This is a genomic window from Pedobacter ginsengisoli (assembly GCF_030244015.1).
Classification (GTDB): domain Bacteria; phylum Bacteroidota; class Bacteroidia; order Sphingobacteriales; family Sphingobacteriaceae; genus Pedobacter; species Pedobacter ginsengisoli.
This window is the reverse complement of record NZ_JASSYX010000004.1, coordinates 231,749-250,005: the sequence shown is the minus strand read 5'-3', so window position 1 is coordinate 250,005 and position 18,257 is coordinate 231,749. Positions and strand designations below refer to the sequence as shown.

Genomic DNA, 18,257 nt, shown 5'->3' with positions numbered 1-18,257 from the left:
GGCCCTCAGCACAGTTAGTGTATAAAATACAATGTATATAAACTCATCAATTACAACCATTACTACCACAACCACCGGTATAAACCGGGGAAGGTAAGCTAATGGGGTAACTGAAAAAAGATAAAAACCACGAAAAGCACCTTCCTATAACCAGGAAGGTGCTTTTTTTTTTAACCACATACTATGAACATTTTAAAATTTGGAGGTACATCTGTTGGTTCTGCTGAAAGCATAAGCACACTCATAGAAATACTGAAATCTGAAAGGGAACAGCAAAACCCGATTGTAGTTTTGTCAGCCATGGGCGGGGTGACCAATATCCTGCTGGAAATGGCAGAGCATGCCCGCAACCTTCAGGATTACAGCGAACAGCTGAAAAAGGTCGAAGAAAAGCATTTCCATGTCATCCGTACGCTGCTTCCAGCCGGTGCCCAAAACCCTGTACTTACCAAACTGAAAATTTATTTTAACGAACTGGAAGATATCCTCCAGTCGGTTTATAACCTGCGGGAACTGAGCCCCCAGACCAAAGACCTGATCCTGAGCTATGGTGAACGCTGTTCGACCGCGATGATCAGTCACATTGCCAAACAGCAATTCCCGGACGCCCTGTATGTCGAAGGCGCCCAGCTGATCAAGACCGACAACAACTTTGGGCAAGCCAAAGTAAACACCAACCTTACCGAGATGCTGATCAGAGACTTCTATGAAGACAATAAGGACAAGCTGCTTTTCGTTACCGGTTTTGTATCCAGCAATGATGAAGGCCGGGTCACTACCCTGGGCCGAGGCGGGAGTGACTATACGGCAGCCATTTGGGGCGCCGCTTTAAACTCGGAAGAAATCCAGATCTGGACAGACGTTGACGGCATGCTTACAGCTGATCCGCGTATTGTCAAAAAAGCATTCTCATTGCCTGAGCTCAGCTACACAGAAGCAATGGAGCTTTCTTATTTTGGGGCAAAGGTGATCTATCCGCCGACCATGATCCCGGCATTTTTAAAGAAGATCCCTATCGTCATCAAAAATACTTTTCATGTAGATTTTCCGGGCACTTATATCAAACATGGCATCAGTCCTTCTACATTACCTATTAAAGGCATCTCCTCCATAGACGAGATCAGTGTACTCAACCTTTCCGGTAGCGGAATGGTCGGCAAAGCAGGATTTAGCGGCCGCTTATTTTCGATGCTTTCACGCGAACAGGTAAATGTAGTGCTGATCACCCAATCCTCATCAGAGCACAGCATCACCTTCGCGGTTAAACCTTCCGATTCGCTAAAGGCGCTGTCGCTGATCAATAAAGAATTTGAGCTCGAGCTGCAGGCCCGGAAACTGGAGTATCCGGAAGTAGAGAACGGACTGTCCGTATTGGCCATAGTAGGCGAGAACATGAAACGTACCCCGGGGATGTCAGGCAAACTGTTCAGTGCATTGGGCCGTAATGGTGTCAATGTTAGGGCCATCGCACAAGGTTCTTCCGAATACAACATCTCCGTGATCATCTCCAAAACAGACCTTTCCAAGGCAGTTAACGCCGTGCACGATGCATTTTATGCAGACCTGAAAAAAACATTACACATCTTCTGCCTGGGCACCGGCAATATCGGTAAAACACTGTTTAGTCAGCTGCAGGATCAAATGCCTTTTCTGGCCGACAACAACGACCTGCAGGTCAAAGTAATGGGTGTGAGCAACACGCGTAAAATGTTGATGAGCCCCGATGGAATTGACCTGGCCAGTTGGGAAGCCGAACTGGAAAGCCAGGACATCAAAGCAAGCCTGCCGGATTTCATCAAGAAAATGAAGTCCATGAACCTGCCCAACTGTGTGTTTGTAGACAATACGGCCAGTCACAACCCGATCGAGTACTACCTGGATATCCTGCAGTCCAGCATCTCCGTGGTGACCTGCAATAAAATCGGAAACTCTGCCGAATATGAGCAATACGCCGCCTTCAAGCAGGCCGCCAGGACCTATGGGGTAGATTTTTTTTACGAAACCAATGTAGGCGCCGGTCTTCCGATCATCCGCACCTTAAAAGACCTGATGCTGAGCGGAGACAAGATCAAACGGATTGAAGCCATTCTTTCAGGTACCATCTCCTACATCTTCAACAATTACAAAGGCGGAACACGCTTTCATGAAGTCGTAAAAGAAGCCCAGGAAAAAGGCTATACTGAACCAGATCCGCGTGATGATCTCAACGGTAAGGATTTTATGCGAAAAATGCTCATCCTCGCCCGTGATGCCGGCTATCCTCTGGAAGAAAAAGATATAGATCTTGAAAACATGCTGCCTGCCTCCTGTATGGCTGCCGAAACTGTTGCCGATTTCTACAAAGAGCTGGAAAACAATGCAGAATATTTTGAAGGTTTGAAAAACAAGGCTGCCGCAGACAGTAAAGTACTGAGATACATTGGAAAAATGGAAGATGGCAGGGTATCCATCAACCTGCAGATGGTCGATGAAAACCATCCCTTCTTTACCCTGTCCGGAAGTGACAACATCATTTCATTCACCACCAACAGGTACAAGGACCGCCCGCTCGTAGTAAAGGGGCCGGGCGCAGGCGCAGAGGTCACTGCAGCAGGTGTATTTGCTGACATCATAAACGTAGGTAAAAGATAATCATGAAAGATTCCGTTAAAGTTTTCGCTCCGGCCACAGTGGCCAATGTGGTATGTGGTTATGATGTATTGGGATTTGCTGTAAACCAGCCCGGCGATGAAGTGGTTATGCGCCTTACAGGCAAAACAGGCATCACCATCTCCAAAATAACAGGTGATGACGGCAAGCTGCCCCTGAACCCTGCGAAAAATACAGTGAGTGCCAGCGTGCAGCACTATTTGGACCATATCGGCAAACCGGATCTGGGCATTGGTATCGAACTTCACAAGAAAATGCCGATAGGCAGCGGACTGGGATCCAGCTCCGCAAGTACTGTGGCAGGGCTGTTTGCCGTCAATACGCTGCTCAACGACCAGCTGACCAACAAAGAACTGGTTCCCTTTGCCATGAAAGGCGAGGAGCTGGCCTGCGGTTACGGCCATGCCGATAACGTGGCGCCGGCTTTAATGGGCGGCTTCGTGCTCATCAGGAGTTATGAACCGCTGGACATCATCAGCCTGCCTTTTCCGCAGGACCTGCATGCCGCGATTGTATACCCTGAGGTAGATGTCCCAACTAAAGATGCGCGGCAGATGATCCGTTCTAAAGTCCTGCTTAAAGATGCGGTGACCCAGTGGGGCAATGTAGCCGGATTGGTAAGCGGACTGTTCATGAACGATTATGGGCTGATCGGTAGGAGCATGACCGACATCCTGGTCGAGCCGACGCGGTCCATTTTGATCCCTGATTTTGCAATATTAAAATCACTGGCGCTGGAACACGGGGCACTGGGCTTCGGAATTTCCGGTTCGGGACCATCAGTTTTCGCTTTGACCAGAGATGCCGGCACTGCAGCAAACATTACCCAAAAACTTCAGCAGCACCTGAAAGGCCTGGCCATCAACAGCCTATCTTTTGTATCTGAAGTCAATAAAAGAGGACCGATTATTTTAGATTGACACATCAATGAAACTATACAGTACCAACAACCACAATTTAAAAGTAGACTTTGCAACCGCTGTATTCAACAGCATGCCATTAGACAAAGGCCTTTATATGCCGGTCAGTATTCCTGAACTGGATCAGGAATTCATCAGTAACATAGAGCAATATACCCTGCCAGAGATCGCCTTTAAGGTCGCTTCTGAATTGCTTCAGGGTGCCGTTCCTTCAGATGACCTGAAAAACCTGATCGACGATGCCATCAACTTTGATGCACCGGTAGTTGCCCTTGATGACCACACCTATGTACTGGAACTGTTCCATGGCCCGTCTTTAGCATTTAAAGATTTTGGCGCAAGGTTCATGAGCCGTGTAATGGCTTATTTTCTAAAGGACAATGAAAAAACACTGGATGTCCTGGTCGCCACTTCCGGCGATACCGGCGGCGCAGTCGCCCTTGGGTTTTTAGGCGTGCCGCATACCCGTGTTACGATTTTGTATCCGAAAGGAAAGGTCAGCGACATACAGGAGCTGCAGCTGTGTACCAACGGCCGGAACATCCATGCCATCGAAATAGAAGGAACATTTGATGACTGCCAGGCCCTGGTAAAACAGGCCTTTGCCGATGAACAGCTGAACGATAAACTGAGGCTGACCTCTGCAAACTCCATCAATATATCACGATTGATCCCGCAGACTTTTTATTACTTCAATGCTTATGCACAGTTAAAAAGACAGGGAAAAACGGAACTTGTATTTTCTGTGCCAAGCGGAAACTTCGGAAACATTGCAGCAGGCTTACTGGCTTATAAAATGGGTCTGCCTGTTAAACAGTTTATTGCCGCCACCAATGTAAATGATACCGTTCCGCGTTTCCTGGAGACAGGGGTATACGAAACCAAACCTTCCGTACAGACTTATGCCAATGCGATGGACGTAGGGGCACCCAGTAATTGGGTGAGGATCATGGACATGTTCGGAAACGACTTCAAAGCCATCAGCAACATCATAAAGAGTTACAGGTTTACCGATGAAGAGACTTTAGCCGGAATAAAGGCGATTTACAACCAGTTTGACTATATTGCCTGTCCGCATACGGCCATCGCCTGGCTGGCACTTGAAAAGTACAGACTGGAAAACAAAGGTGACTATACAGGTGTGTTTTCATCCACTGCACATGCCTGCAAATTTCCGGATGTATTTCCTGAAGAAATAAAAGATAAGATTGAAATCCCCGCACAAGTGGGAGCGCTGTTCAACAAAGAAAAGCAGGCCACTAAAATGGATACCAGTTTTGAGTCGTTTAAGGCTTACCTGAACAATTACTAGCGACTATTTCTTCGTAAACCGCATAATGGCAATATCCCCCATCATAAAGTTCAGTGTAGTGTCACTTGTAATGGCATAATGACTTACTTTCTTCAGTGTCTGCACAAAAATGGCTTCTCCTTCACCAGGACAGGCCATTTTTGTCATTATCATAGGCCCGGTAAAGTTCACTGTAGAATCATCAGCGATCAGTGCCCCCGAAAAAGAATTACAGCTGGTATTGCCGCTAAATCTTTTTTCAGTGATGTCAAACTTGATTGTAGGCTTTTTGGCAGGATATAAACCATTGAATGCAATTCTCGGCCCCGAAATGTAATTCAATTCCCAGGTACCGCTCAGACCTGACAGGCCGCCATTTCCAATAGTTCCCGGTTTCATAGTGGTACAGGCTGTAAAAGCCGTCGTAGCAATAAAAGCAAGTATGATCAGTTTTTTCATGGCGTTACTGTGTTAGTGAGAGCTGAAAGATACAAAGAGTATTCCAAAAACAAAGAGAAAATAGCATGCTATTGTAACATCGTCATTGCAGGGAGGTACCTCCCCGCAATGACGGCAAGCATTAAAAAATTGCCTGTGCGATCCTTTTTGTGGGCTCCGGATTTCCCATCGTATAGAAATGCAGTACCGGTGCACCCATGGTTTTCAATTCCTTACACTGGTTGATCATCCACTCAATACCCACTTCCTTCACCTCTTTTTCCGATTCGCAGGCTTGTATGGCTTCACTCAGTTCCAAAGGAATATCCAGGTGAAAGATCTTTGGCAGGCTGATCAGCTGTTTGCTGCTGGTAATTGGCTTCAGGCCCGGGATAATAGGTACATTGATGCCATTGCTGCGGCACTTTTCTACAAATGCCTGGTAAGCTTTATTGTCAAAGAACATCTGGGTCACGATGAACTCCGCACCCAGATCAACTTTATGTTTCAGGTATTTGAAATCTGTATCCAGGTTTGGAGATTCAAAATGTTTTTCAGGATACCCGGCCACACCGATACAAAAATCTGTTTTTTCATTGGCCATATCATCATGCAGGTATTTGCCCCGGTTCATATCAGACACATGCTGTACCAGTTCCGAAGCATAGGCATGTCCGTCGGGAGTAGGAACAAAAGAACTGTCACTTTTGCGTGCATCACCCCGTAATACCAAAACGTTATCTATCCCCAGAAACTGCAGGTCGATCAGCGCGTTTTCAGTTTCGTCTTTGGTGAAACCACCGCAGATCAAATGAGGGACTGCGTCTACTTTATATTTGTTCATAATGGCCGCGCAGGTTGCCACAGTACTCGGGCGTTTGCGATAAGCCACCTTTTCCAGCAAGCCATTGGGATGCTGCTTGTAAATGTAATCTTCACGCAGATAGGTAACGTCTATAAAAGGCGGGTTGAACTCCATCAGGGGATCAATGGCATTAAAAATACCCTGGATACTTTGGCCCTTGATAGGCGGTAGAAGTTCGAACGAGAACAACGTTTTGCCGTTCGCGTTCTTTATATGGTCTACAATTTTCATTGTTTGGTTTGTTTAATTTATTAATAAGCAAGATTCGGCCCCAGCCATCTTTCCACATCATCAACGGACATGTTCTTTCTGACCGCATAATCTTCTATCTGGTCCTTGGTGATCTTGCCCAGACCAAAATATCTGGACTGAGGATGTGCAAAATAAAACCCGCTTACCGCTGCGGTAGGGTGCATGGCATAGCTTTCAGTCAGGTGCAGGCCAATCTTTGCCTCTGCATCCAGGAGCTCAAACAAAGTACCTTTTTCAGTATGTTCCGGACATGCCGGATATCCCGGCGCCGGACGGATCCCCGCATATTCCTCCTTGATCAGCTCCTCATTGCTCAGCGACTCGTCTTTCGCATAGCCCCAGTAATCTTTGCGTACCAGCTCATGCATTTTTTCTGCGAAAGCTTCGGCAAGCCTGTCTGCCAGCGCTTTGACCATAATGCTGTTGTAATCGTCATAGTTTTTCTCATATTCCGCTACCAGCTCATCACAGCCAATACCCGTAGTCAGGGCAAAACCGCCAAAATAATCAGGTACACCTGTTCCTTTTTGGACAATGAAATCTGAAAGCGCATAATAAGGCTGATCAGCAGTTTTTTCCGCCTGCTGACGCAGGGTATGGATCACCACTTCCTTACCTTCCACATCAAGCACAATGTCATCGCCCACAGCCTGCGCCGGCCAGAAGCCGATGACGGCTTTGGCTGTCAGCAATTTTTCATCCACGATTCTTTGCAGTAAAGCTTTAGCATCAGTAAAGAGTTTGCGTGCCTCATGACCAACTACCTTATCCTCCAAAATACGCGGATAGCTTCCCCTGAGCTCCCAGGTTTGGAAAAACGGTGTCCAGTCAATATAAGGCACCAGTTCCTCCAGCGGGTAATTTTCAAAAACCTTTGTCCCCAGAAATTGAGGGGCAGGAGCAACCAGTGCGGTATCTATCTTGAAACTATCCCTGCGGGCCTCTTCAAGTGTTTTAAAACGCTTGTCAGACCGCTTATTTAAATGCGCTTCGCGTGCTTTATCATATTCGGCCCTGATGCCGGCAATGTATTCGTCCCTGGTGTCCTTGTTCATCAGCGTACTCGCTACCGTCACGCTTCTCGATGCATCCAGCACATGTATTGCCGGACCCGAATAATGAGGCGCCACTTTTACCGCCGCATGAATGCGGGAAGTTGTAGCTCCGCCGATCATTAACGGAATGGTGAATCCTTCACGCTCCATCTCCTTGGCAAAATGCACCATCTCATCCAGTGAAGGCGTGATCAGCCCGCTCAGTCCGATAATGTCTGCATCGATCTCTTTGGCTTTTTTGATGATGTCCTGTGCAGGCACCATCACACCCATATCAACGATCTCGAAGTTATTGCAAGCCAGTACCACACCTACAATGTTTTTGCCGATGTCATGCACATCACCCTTTACGGTGGCCATCAATATCCTTCCTGCGGAAGAGTTTTGGTCCTGACCGGGGTTATCCAGCTTTTCCTGTTCAATAAACGGCAGCAGATAAGCCACCGCTTTCTTCATCACACGGGCAGATTTTACGACCTGTGGCAGGAACATCTTACCGGCACCGAACAAGTCACCCACGATGTTCATGCCGTCCATCAGCGGGCCTTCGATCACCTGTATAGGTCTGGCATATTTTTGCCTCGCTTCTTCCACATCAGCATCCAGGTATTCAATGATCCCTTTTACAAGGGCATGCGATAACCTTTCTTCAACCGTGCCCTGACGCCATTCTTCATTACGAACGATTTCTTTGCCCTTGGTTTTGATGGTATCTGCAAATTCAACCAATCTTTCAGTGGCATCGTCCCTGCGGTTCAGCAATACATCCTCGACCAGCACCAGCAGTTCCGGAGGAATCTCCTGGTAAACCTCAAGCATGCCCGCATTGACGATCCCCATGTCCAGACCGGCCTGTATAGCATGGTATAAAAATGCTGAGTGCATCGCTTCCCTCACCGTATTGTTTCCCCTGAAAGAGAAGGAAATGTTGGAGACACCGCCGCTCACCTTAGCATGGGGCAGGTTTTGTTTGATCCAGCGGGTAGCATTGATGAAATCTACCGCATAATTGTTATGTTCTTCGAGTCCCGTAGCGACGGTCAGAATGTTAGGGTCAAAAATGATGTCCTGAGGCGGGAATCCCAGCTCATTCACCAATATGTTGTACGATTTGGCGCAGATCTCTATCCTGCGCTCATAATTGTCTGCCTGGCCCTGCTCATCAAAAGCCATCACCACTACAGCCGCGCCATATTTCATGATCTTGCGTGCACTTTCCCTGAATTTCTCCTCACCTTCTTTCAGGGAAATCGAGTTGACGATACCTTTACCCTGCAGGCACTTCAGTCCGGCCTCTATGACTGTCCATTTAGACGAATCGACCATGATCGGCAGTTTGGAGATATCCGGCTCGGAAGCGATGAGATTGAGGAATTTGGTCATCGAGGCTTCCGAATCGATCATTCCCTCGTCCATGTTCACATCTATGACCTGCGCGCCGCCCTCTACCTGCTGTCGGGCCACAGCCAGTGCTGCTTCAAAGTCACCGCTCAGGATCAGTTTAGAGAATTTTGGGGAACCGGTAATGTTCGTACGCTCACCTATATTTACAAAGATGCTCTCCGGAGTGATGGTTACAGGCTCCAGTCCGCTCAATCTCATGTAAGGCTCCAGGACAGGTATTTTTCTTGGCGCCACACCTTTTGCCTTTTCGGCGATACAGCCAATGTGCTCCGGAGTAGTCCCGCAGCAGCCGCCTACGATATTGACAAAACCATGCGCTATGAAGTCTTCTACCAGGTGGGCAGTTTCATGCGGCATCTCATCATAAGCGCCAAACTCATTGGGCAGTCCGGCGTTGGGATAGGCCGAAACATAACAGCCCGCCTTGGCAGACAGCTCCTCGATGTGGGGCCTCATGTCTTTGGCGCCCAAAGCACAGTTAAAACCAATGCTCAGCGGATTGGCATGGATGACCGAGTTCAGAAAAGCTTCAGCCGTTTGCCCGGACAAGGTTCTTCCTGAGGCATCGGTAATCGTGCCTGAGATCATGATCTCTATTTTGCGGCCGATGACTTCCTCGTAATTTTTAATCGAGAAAATGGCCGCTTTCGCATTTAATGTATCAAAAATGGTTTCGATCAGCAGCAAATCGGCACCGCCATCTACCAAACCGCGTACCTGCTGGTAATAAGCATCGACCAGCTCATCAAAAGTAAGCGCCCTGAAACCAGGATCGTTTACATCCGGAGAGATGGACAAAGTCCTGTTGGTAGGCCCTACAGCGCCGGCTACGAAACATTTGCGGTCAGGATTGGCCGCCATAAACTCATTTACAGCTTCTTTGGCAATTTTAGCCCCTTCATAACTCATTTCATAGTCGAGCTCTTCCATCTGGTAATCGGCCAGGGAAATGCGCTGCGTGCTGAAAGTGTTGGTTTCAATGATATCCGTACCAGCCTTTAAATATTCGGTATGGATGGCCTTGATGATATCAGGGCGTGTGATGTTGAGCAAATCATTGTTGCCTTTTACATCACAGGGGTGATCCTTAAAACGTTCTCCTCTGAAATCCTCTTCAGTCAGGACATATCGCTGGATCATGGTGCCCATCGCACCGTCGATAATTAAGATACGTTTCTCTAATTCTTCTCTAATGTTCATTTAATGGTTACACAATATGAGTATGCAATAAGCTATTTTTGATAGAGGCCGGGGCCTAAACAAGTGCCGAACCTATTACATACAAAGCTCAAGGGAAAGTCGCGGGTCTAGCTATGTGAACAGCTAATGCTACCTTTAACTTATCTTTCGGGAACCAATGGCTCCGGTAGAATGTAGCACCTTGTAAGCACAGGTTGCTAAGACTTCGCAGGGTCTAATCCCTCCGTCTTTCTCTATAAGCACTACAAAAATGCAACAAAGAAAAATCAATTCCAAAAAAACAGTGATTTAAGCGCATTAAATTGTAAAAAAAGGGATTTATAAGGGCGGGTTAAGAATTAAATTCTGAATGAGGTTCTAAATCTCTTTGCCATGGTCAAACTCCCACCCAAACACTATTACTCACATTCAACCGGTCATCTGCAATGAAAGCAATATAGGCCTGGAACGGCTTCGCTAGTTCCTTTGCACTTAGTGCCATAAAATCCCGGCACTCGTGCCTTCGGGTGCCGCTCAGTTCCATCGCTGCTTTAGGGATACCTGTTGCGTCAACCCCCTCCGGAAAATAAATCACCAGCATCACCCGGTTGTTCAGGCATTGCGGAGCAATGTTGCTTTGCATTTCCCAGCTAAACTCGATACCGTTCGACAAAACATTGAGGGCAGGAGAAAGTGCCGGAGGCAGATCACCTTTGCTGACCATTGCTTTGCTGTAGTCCATATTGATATTTGGATAGGCACCCTGCAAAGCATATTTTTTATTAAAAGACACCGCCTCGTTGTAAGGATTCCGGTCTGTGTCCTCCACAGCTTTAGCAAAACCGAGATTTAAAAAAGCCAACATAGGTTTCAAAAATGCATTGACCACTTTCATGCGCTGATAATTGGCCAGCCTGGCAAGAGTTGGAGGCTTGGTACTTTTACCGGCAGCACGAACCACGTTCTTGCCTTTTAATGTGTAGCTCACCAGATTGCCGACGCGGCCGTTCAAATGGCCAAAAGGCCCGTTATTTAATGTTCCCATAGATTTTTATAATTTATATAAGTCAAAATTATAACGACAGCAGGAAATGAAGTTTGCGATTCGTGAACTGGACCTGACGCAGCAGGCTTGTGTTTCCTTACTGCCGCTGTTTTGATACTACAATCCTGCATCCTCCAAAACAACACCAGGAGGACGTCCTGACAAGGTTTCATAATCCGCCGGACCATCCAGCCACCTTGCAACCATCTAGGGAGGATGTTAAAATCATGTCAAATAAATAGGAACAAGGCGAAACCATAACAGCATCATAGCCCGGGCAAAACGAAGTTAAAATAATTTAATATTTATTTAGATTAAATATAAATAATATTAGTTTTGCATAATTTTAATTTATATCCACATGAACACATCTTTACAAAAAACATTGCTCAACACGTTTTTTGCGCTCCTCACCCTTATTTCATTTATCGCGAAAGGCCAGAACCTGGCTTCGCTTAATGGTACTGTCAAGACATCGGACGGAAAGCCCGCTGAATTTGTTACTGTTTTGATTACCCCACTCAACCGGAAAGCGATGACCAATGAAAAAGGGGATTTTCGCTTTAACCGCCTTCCTGCCGGAACGTACAAGGTCACAGTTGCGCCCATTGGCCTGCAGCCGCAGGAAAAAGAAGTGACATTGACCACTGGTCAGAGCACTTCATTGGCCTTTGAGCTTCCGGAAAGCTCAAAGGATCTGGAAGAGGTGCATATCCTGGCTAGCAAATCCAAAAAATTGGCCAGCAAGAAAACTGAGTATGTAGCCAGGATGCCGCTGGAGAATCTGGAAAATCCACAGGTATATAGTGTGGTGAGTAAAGAACTGATGAAAGAGCAGGTGGCAATCGATATTAAAAGTGCCGTTCTCAATACACCTGGAGCGGTGGCCTATAATTATCCTGCGGGCGGCGTTGGTATTGCTTTTAGGGGTTTTATGTCATCGCCCAATGCCAGGAATGGTATGGAAACTACGGCAACCCGTTCATCACTTGATCTTTCAAATGTGGAACGGATTGAAGTACTGAAAGGCCCGTCGGGAACCTTATTTGGTGCTTCTGTGTCTTCTTTTGGAGGAGTCGTAAATCTGGTTACGAAAAAGCCTTTTGATACGACCGGTGTAGAACTGTCATATACAGGAGGCAGTTACAACTTGAACCGGCTTGCTGCTGATGTAAACACGCCGCTAAATAAAGATAAGTCGGTCTTGTTCAGGGTCAATGTGGCAGTGAACAAAGAAGCCAGTTTTTTGAGTTATGGGTTCAACAATACCTATACGATTGCTCCGAGTTTGACTTATAAGTCATCGGACAAACTTACTTTTAATTTTGATGCGGAGCTTTTTAACGCCAACAGCACCCGCCGTACTTACAATACCTATAAATTAAACACCGGGCCAACCAACCCCGCAGAACTCCAGCTGGATTATAAAACCTCCATGTTCCATGATGACAACGACGGTAAAACTTCAGCTTCTAAAGTTTTCGCACAAGCAGAATATGAAATTTCAGACAACTGGAAGTCAACAACCTTGTTCTCGTTTGTAGGGGAAGATGTAGACCGCAGTTACCAGTCTTATGCCGAGTGGCTGTCGCCTGTTAAAATGGTCAGGCAGGTGGGTCTTTGGGGGCCTATTTCCAATAATTACACCAATATTCAGGAGAATATCAATGGCCAGTTCTCAACAGGAGGTATCAAACATAAATTCCTTGCCGGCGTAACTTACAGATTTTATGACGGCAGCCGTCGTGCAGGAGGAAATGTGGTTACGCTCGATACGCTTGCGGACGTCACAAAGACTTTTGCTCCGATCAGAAGAAAAGCAGTCGATGCGAAGATGCCACTTTATACTTCTGCAATTGCAGACCAGGAAACAATAAGCGCCTATGCTTCTGATGTGGTGAGTGTTACTGACAGGCTTTCGGCAATGTTGAGTTTGCGCCTGGACAGGTTTGAGCGCAGAAAAGTTGGGAACACTGCCGGGTTTAAACAAACGTCCTTATCTCCAAAATTGGGTTTGGTGTACCAGGTGATTAAGGATCAGGTTTCCCTGTTTGGAAATTACATGAACGGCTTCCAGAATCTTGCCCCTGTAAATCAACCCGATGGCAGTGTGCTGGTCTTAGACCCTGTTTATGCAGTGCAATATGAAGGTGGCGTAAAAGCAGAACTCATTGATAAAAAGCTGAGTGCTACGGCGAGTTATTACAACATCGAGATTGACAATGCTACCCGAACTGAAGCAAATTTCACTTTTCAGGATGGAAAACAAAGAAGTAAAGGTATCGATCTTGAGTTGATCGGGAATCCTGTCGCTGGTTTAAGCATTGTGGCAGGATATGCTTACAATGACAACCGCATTGTGAAATCATCCAATCCTGCTATTGAGGGTAATAAGGCTACTGCTTCTCCGGAGAGTGTCGCAAACTTTTGGGCCAGCTATACTTTGCAAAATAACCTAAAAGGTTTGGGTTTGGGGTTTGGAGCGAATTATGCTGACAAGAACTTTTTCACTGCCGACAACAAAGTATTTATACCATCTTACACGGTCTACAATGCTACTTTGTTCTATGATCAAAGTAAATGGAGAGCGGGCTTGAAGCTAAACAATATCAGCAATGAAAAATATTGGGATATTGGCGGCAACGCTCAAACACCAAGAAGTGCAATGGCAAGTTTATCGTTTAGATTTTAAATTCAATGAGGGAGGGGGTTAAAAAATCTACATTCAGACGAGTTTCTGAATGGCTGCACCTCTGGCTTGGCCTGATTTCCGGGATTATTGTATTTGTGGTCTGCCTGACCGGAGGAATTTGGGTATGGCGTCATGAAGTCTGGTATTTTACTGAAAAATACCAGCGGGTGCCGGTTCAGGAGAAGCCTTTTCTGCCTCCCTCTGTACTGATTGCCAAATCGAAAGCTTATCTGGAAGCAAAGGGCCAAAAGGAGTTAAGTTTAGGTGATATCACCTATTTGAAGCCGGGTAGGGCGGCAAGCTGCACATTCCACCTGCCCGGTGAAGAACACGCATCTATTTACCTCAACCCCTATACAGGAGAAATTCTGGAGGATAAACGAGATAGAAGTGCAGCCGAGAAGTTCTTCATTTTTGTGAGGGCCGGGCATCGTTTTTTCTGGCTTCCTCAAAAAATAGGAAGCCCGGTTGTTGGCTCTGCCTGTATTGTGTTTCTGGTCATTCTGATCACTGGCCTGATCTGGTGGTATCCAAAGAAGTGGACCGCCAAGACAAGGGAAAAGAGCTTTAAGATCAAATGGGCTGCTAAATGGAAAAGGCTGAACATCGATTTACACAATGTCCTTGGTTTCTATAGCTTCATTTTTGTGATTCTGCTTACGGTCAGTGGCATTGTGTTTACGTTTGAGTGGTTTGAAAATGGCATTTATCGTGGCCTCACCTGGAAGGAAAAATTAGCAGCGGAAAAACCGCCGCTTTCTGATACGACCATTACACAGGTACACTATAAGCAGCCTGTTGATTTGCTTTGGAGCAGGATGAACACCAGGTATGGTACCCAGAAAATAGGCAGCCTTTGGATCAGTGTCCCGGAAAAAGCCAGGGAGGCTTACCGCGTATCGATTAATTTTGGCGATGGAACAACACTGTATAATGCCCGGATTCATTACTATGATGGCAAAACATTAAAAGAACTGCCCTGGAAGAGTGAAGAGGCGATTGATTACAACATGCTCTCGGTGGGAGAAAAGATATTCCGGATGAATTTTGATATCCATACGGGTCAGATCCTGGGACTACCGACCAAAATCCTGGCTTTCATTGCCTGCATCGTTGGAGCAAGCCTGCCCGTAACCGGGGTAATCATCTGGTACAACCGCAGATGGGGCAAAAAGAAGACTCCCTCTTTTTTATCTGCCGATTAACGTTGGTAGTAAAAATTTATATAAACTTGCCATAACTTATTGTTAACTTTAATTCAGGGAAAACTTAACATCATGGCGGGTTACAGCGCATATTCTGATCAGGAGCTGGTTGCTTTATTGAAGCAAGGGGATGAGCATGTCTTTAATGAGATCCATGACCGGTGCTTTGATGCCTTGTTTCGCTCTGCCTACAATGTACTTCGGGATAAGGATGCATGTATGGATATTGTGCAGGAAGTCTTCGCCTGGTTTTGGGAGCACAGGGAGCAGCATAAGATGAGCAGCATTAAGGGCTATCTGCTGATGGCGGTGAAATATCAGACGGCCAATTATATCCGCAGCAGTAAAGTGAGGGAAAACTACCGGCTGGCGCATGTGGAAGAGGGCTTTTCATTTAATGAGGAAAGCCTGGAGCTTCAAGAGCTGCAGGCCGTTATCAAAAGCTTTACCGAACAACTGCCAAAGCACTGCCGCGAGGTGTTTAAAATGAGCCGGGAAGAGCACCTGAGCAATAAGGAAATAGCGGAGAAACTGGGGATATCTGAAAAAACAGTGTCCGTACAGATCATGAGGGCGCTGAGCAAATTGCGTGGGGAGCTTGGGAAAATGTATTTCTGGGTTAATTTCTTTATGTAAAGGGGAATAATTTTTGTAAGCAAATTTGTTTATATTTGTATATGACTAAAGAGTTCGAAAGATATAAAGGTATTCACCCCGGAGCGGTAATTGAACGTGAGCTGAATAAAAGAAAGCTGAGCCAAAGACCTTTTGCCCTTTCACTTCCTGAACATCCGCAAACTTTCAACGCAATAACAAAGGGCAAAAGAGATTTGAATACCGCTCTGGCACTTAAAATTGAAAAAGCATTGGACCTTGAAGAAGGGACTTTAATGATTCTTCAGGTTTATCATGATATCCGGAAAGAAAGACAAAAGAAAAATGCTTTGGTTCATCCTGATTTTTCGATTGTTAATAAAGTACTCTTTTGGGATACTGATATCAACAAGATTGATTGGGAACAACATTATAAATTTGTTATTAAAAGGGTTTTTCAGCGAGGTGATGAAGCTGAGAAGCAGGAAATTCTCCGGTTTTATGGCAAAGAAAAAGTAAAAGAAGTTACAGGCAAATCCACGGTAGCTAATAATAGCCTTCCAATTATGCCGCATCTAACAACGAGATAATGTTATATTGGAATACAGTAAATGAATTGCTAAAAGAAAGCTTGCTGACATTAATGCAAGCTGAAGAGTTGAAAGAATTTCGATTGGTAGGCGGAACCGCCCTGAGCTTGCATTTGGGGCACAGGATGTCTGTTGATATTGACCTTTTTACAGATGCACCTTATCGTAGTGTAGATTTTGATGCCATTGAAAGGTTTCTAAAAAGTACTTTTGGATTTGTAAAAGGAACATTTGGAGGGATTGCGGGAATGGGAAAATCGTATCTAATAGGTACTGACAGTAAGAATGCAGTCAAGATTGATATATTTTATTCGATGGATCCTTTCTTCCAGGACCTGATTGAGGAAGAGGATGTAAGGATGGCTACAGTTGAGGAAATTATAGCGATGAAGCTGGATGTCGTACAGAGAGGTGGAAGAAAAAAAGATTTCTGGGATTTGCATGAACTGCTTGGTGCTTACAGTATTAATGAGATGATATTACTTCACAATCAACGTTTTGAATGGACACATAATGGTTCTGCAATACTTGAAAACTTTACAGATTTTACTGAAGCTGATATCGAACCTGACCCCATCTGTCTATTGGATAAACAATGGGAATTTATAAAAGCCGATATTGAAGCGGCGGTGTTTGATAGACAGCAATAAAAATATTTTAATTCCTTGTAAGTAATGACCCTACCTAAGGTTACTTACATATATAAAGGGATTAAAAATGACTAACGAAGAATTCATAAGTCTGGCAGAGAAGGTGGCTGAAGGGAGCGCAAGCCTTTCAGAGATTGCATTGTATCATGCAAGTTATGAAAGCTTTCAGCAGGATCCGCAGAGCCTGACAGCTGATGGTCTTGATTCAAGGGAGTTGAAAAAGGAATCGCTGGCCAGGTTCTGGAAAAATAATAGTCATTCAAAACCAACAGTCAAACTATGGCCGAAGATAGCAGTGGCTGCTTCCCGAAGTAAATTCGGGACTTCGCTAATCGCTGCGGCTGTGGTAGGAGCGATAGTGATTGGGGTTTATTTCTTTAATGCTAACCGTCATGCTAACACACCTCCCCGAAATGAATTCGGGGCAGGCTCTCAAGATATAGCTCCGGGTAAGAATGGTGCAACGATTACGCTGGGTAATGGGAAGGTGATCGCGCTGAGTGATGCGAAGAGCGGGGTAGTAGTGGGTAACGGAAAGATATTCTATTCGTCATTGCGAGCCAGCGAAGCGGCGAAGCAACCCCATGATGAGATTGCTTCGATTCCTCGCAATGACGGGGTGGGAGAGAATAGCATGATCCTGACCGCTAGCACAGCCAAAGGCCAAACGTACCAGTTCACTTTACCCGACGGAACTAAGGTTTGGTTGAATGCGGACTCAAAGATTAGTTTCCCTTCTCAGTTTTCCGGAAAAGAACGCAAAATATTGTTAAATGGTGAGGGGTATTTTGAAGTGGCGAAAGATAAGGCGCATCCTTTTATGGTGGAGACAGATCAGCAAATCGTAGAAGTGCTGGGTACGCATTTTAATATCAATGCTTATCATAACGAAAAGAGTGTGCGGACCACCTTGCTGGAGGGCTCTGTGCGTGTGGCCCTAATTACCTCGTCATTGCGAGGAACGAAGCAACCCTCTAATGAGATTGCTTCGGAAGCTGCGCAACCTCGCAATGACGGCATAAAAGCCAATGCAATAGTTCTCAAACCCAATCAGCAATCTACCCTGGTTGATGGCGGTGTTATCAGAATTGAGCAGGTAGACGTAGAAAATATCATAGCCTGGCAGAAGGGATATTTTATGTTCAACAATGAGACTTTAGAAAACATTATGAAGCGGGTAGCGCGCTGGTATGATGTAGAGGTAATCTACGAGAATGATCAGACGAAGCGTGTGACCTATTATGGTACGGTGAGCAGATTCGAAAACATATCTAAAGTATTGTCGAAGCTGCAGGCTACCAGTAATGTGAAGTTTAAAATAGAAAGTAAGAAAATTTATATATCTGAATAAAAATTAGCGACAATCATCTCCCTATGAGAGCAACTAATAGAATTGTAAACTAAACAAACAAGGAGATGACTAAAGAT

General features: G+C 45.6%; 13 protein-coding genes and 1 riboswitch. Of the genes, 9 read left to right on the top strand and 4 right to left on the bottom strand.

Annotation, left to right across the window (positions count from 1 at the left end; genetic code table 11):
• Positions 1-183: 183 nt before the first annotated feature.
• The 3 genes from thrA to thrC are packed head-to-tail and all read left to right on the top strand — an operon-like array spanning position 184 to position 4,881.
• The gene (thrA, locus tag QEP08_RS18340; protein ID WP_285060095.1) at positions 184-2,631 is read left to right on the top strand and encodes a bifunctional aspartate kinase/homoserine dehydrogenase I; all 2,448 of its coding nucleotides are present in this window, start codon (positions 184-186) and stop codon (positions 2,629-2,631) included.
• A gap of 2 nt (positions 2,632-2,633) precedes the next feature.
• On the top strand, positions 2,634-3,569 hold the full coding sequence (locus tag QEP08_RS18335) for a homoserine kinase (RefSeq protein ID WP_285060094.1): 936 nt from the start codon (positions 2,634-2,636) through the stop codon (positions 3,567-3,569).
• A 7-nt stretch (positions 3,570-3,576) separates the two neighbouring features.
• On the top strand, positions 3,577-4,881 hold the full coding sequence (thrC, locus tag QEP08_RS18330) for a threonine synthase (protein WP_285060093.1): 1,305 nt from the start codon (positions 3,577-3,579) through the stop codon (positions 4,879-4,881).
• Between the two features lie 3 nt (positions 4,882-4,884).
• Here the strand turns inward: thrC and QEP08_RS18325 are convergent, their stop codons facing one another.
• The 4 genes from QEP08_RS18325 to QEP08_RS18310 all read right to left on the bottom strand — a co-directional run bounded on the left by QEP08_RS18325 (position 4,885) and on the right by QEP08_RS18310 (position 11,098).
• Positions 4,885-5,319: an META domain-containing protein gene (locus QEP08_RS18325; RefSeq protein ID WP_285060091.1), complete on the bottom strand. Its 435-nt coding sequence runs from the start codon at positions 5,317-5,319 to the stop codon at positions 4,885-4,887.
• A 121-nt stretch (positions 5,320-5,440) separates the two neighbouring features.
• Positions 5,441-6,394 carry a methylenetetrahydrofolate reductase [NAD(P)H] gene (gene metF / locus QEP08_RS18320; protein WP_285060089.1) on the bottom strand — a complete coding sequence of 318 codons (954 nt, stop codon included), beginning with the start codon at positions 6,392-6,394 and terminating at the stop codon, positions 5,441-5,443.
• A 20-nt stretch (positions 6,395-6,414) separates the two neighbouring features.
• Positions 6,415-10,074 (bottom strand): methionine synthase, encoded by a 3,660-nt coding sequence (gene metH / locus QEP08_RS18315; RefSeq protein ID WP_285060088.1) that lies wholly within the window; start codon positions 10,072-10,074, stop codon positions 6,415-6,417.
• Between the two features lie 137 nt (positions 10,075-10,211).
• Positions 10,212-10,316, bottom strand: a riboswitch (SAM riboswitch).
• A 134-nt stretch (positions 10,317-10,450) separates the two neighbouring features.
• Positions 10,451-11,098, bottom strand: a complete 648-nt coding sequence (locus tag QEP08_RS18310) for a DUF6266 family protein (RefSeq protein ID WP_285060087.1) — start codon at positions 11,096-11,098, stop codon at positions 10,451-10,453.
• 361 nt (positions 11,099-11,459) lie between these two features.
• On the opposite strand from QEP08_RS18310, the gene QEP08_RS18305 reads away from it, so the two are divergent.
• The 6 genes from QEP08_RS18305 to QEP08_RS18280 all read left to right on the top strand — a co-directional run bounded on the left by QEP08_RS18305 (position 11,460) and on the right by QEP08_RS18280 (position 18,180).
• A complete protein-coding gene (locus tag QEP08_RS18305) occupies positions 11,460-13,790 on the top strand; it encodes a TonB-dependent receptor (RefSeq protein WP_285060086.1) in 2,331 nt (776 codons plus the stop codon).
• A gap of 5 nt (positions 13,791-13,795) precedes the next feature.
• Positions 13,796-14,995, top strand: coding sequence for a PepSY-associated TM helix domain-containing protein (locus QEP08_RS18300; protein ID WP_285060085.1), 1,200 nt, complete (start codon positions 13,796-13,798; stop codon positions 14,993-14,995).
• Positions 14,996-15,067: 72 nt separating this feature from the next.
• A complete protein-coding gene (locus tag QEP08_RS18295) occupies positions 15,068-15,631 on the top strand; it encodes an RNA polymerase sigma-70 factor (RefSeq protein ID WP_285060084.1) in 564 nt (187 codons plus the stop codon).
• A gap of 41 nt (positions 15,632-15,672) precedes the next feature.
• On the top strand, positions 15,673-16,179 hold the full coding sequence (locus QEP08_RS18290) for a helix-turn-helix transcriptional regulator (protein ID WP_285060083.1): 507 nt from the start codon (positions 15,673-15,675) through the stop codon (positions 16,177-16,179).
• Positions 16,179-16,829, top strand: a complete 651-nt coding sequence (locus QEP08_RS18285) for a nucleotidyl transferase AbiEii/AbiGii toxin family protein (RefSeq protein WP_285060081.1) — start codon at positions 16,179-16,181, stop codon at positions 16,827-16,829. Before QEP08_RS18290 ends, QEP08_RS18285 begins: the two co-directional genes overlap by 1 nt.
• Before the next feature lie 67 nt (positions 16,830-16,896).
• Positions 16,897-18,180: a FecR family protein gene (locus QEP08_RS18280; protein ID WP_285060080.1), complete on the top strand. Its 1,284-nt coding sequence runs from the start codon at positions 16,897-16,899 to the stop codon at positions 18,178-18,180.
• The last annotated feature ends 77 nt before the right edge of the window (positions 18,181-18,257 follow it).

Bases quoted from the DNA above. Each gene is read 5' to 3' on its own strand.
- thrA (WP_285060095.1), top strand. From the start codon at position 184: ATGAACATTTTAAAATTTGGAGGTACATCTGTTGGTTCTGCTGAAAGC.
- QEP08_RS18335 (WP_285060094.1), top strand. From the start codon at position 2,634: ATGAAAGATTCCGTTAAAGTTTTCGCTCCGGCCACAGTGGCCAATGTG.
- thrC (WP_285060093.1), top strand. From the start codon at position 3,577: ATGAAACTATACAGTACCAACAACCACAATTTAAAAGTAGACTTTGCA.
- QEP08_RS18325 (WP_285060091.1), bottom strand. From the start codon at position 5,319: ATGAAAAAACTGATCATACTTGCTTTTATTGCTACGACGGCTTTTACA.
- metF (WP_285060089.1), bottom strand. From the start codon at position 6,394: ATGAAAATTGTAGACCATATAAAGAACGCGAACGGCAAAACGTTGTTC.
- metH (WP_285060088.1), bottom strand. From the start codon at position 10,074: ATGAACATTAGAGAAGAATTAGAGAAACGTATCTTAATTATCGACGGT.
- QEP08_RS18310 (WP_285060087.1), bottom strand. From the start codon at position 11,098: ATGGGAACATTAAATAACGGGCCTTTTGGCCATTTGAACGGCCGCGTC.
- QEP08_RS18305 (WP_285060086.1), top strand. From the start codon at position 11,460: ATGAACACATCTTTACAAAAAACATTGCTCAACACGTTTTTTGCGCTC.
- QEP08_RS18300 (WP_285060085.1), top strand. From the start codon at position 13,796: ATGAGGGAGGGGGTTAAAAAATCTACATTCAGACGAGTTTCTGAATGG.
- QEP08_RS18295 (WP_285060084.1), top strand. From the start codon at position 15,068: ATGGCGGGTTACAGCGCATATTCTGATCAGGAGCTGGTTGCTTTATTG.
- QEP08_RS18290 (WP_285060083.1), top strand. From the start codon at position 15,673: ATGACTAAAGAGTTCGAAAGATATAAAGGTATTCACCCCGGAGCGGTA.
- QEP08_RS18285 (WP_285060081.1), top strand. From the start codon at position 16,179: ATGTTATATTGGAATACAGTAAATGAATTGCTAAAAGAAAGCTTGCTG.
- QEP08_RS18280 (WP_285060080.1), top strand. From the start codon at position 16,897: ATGACTAACGAAGAATTCATAAGTCTGGCAGAGAAGGTGGCTGAAGGG.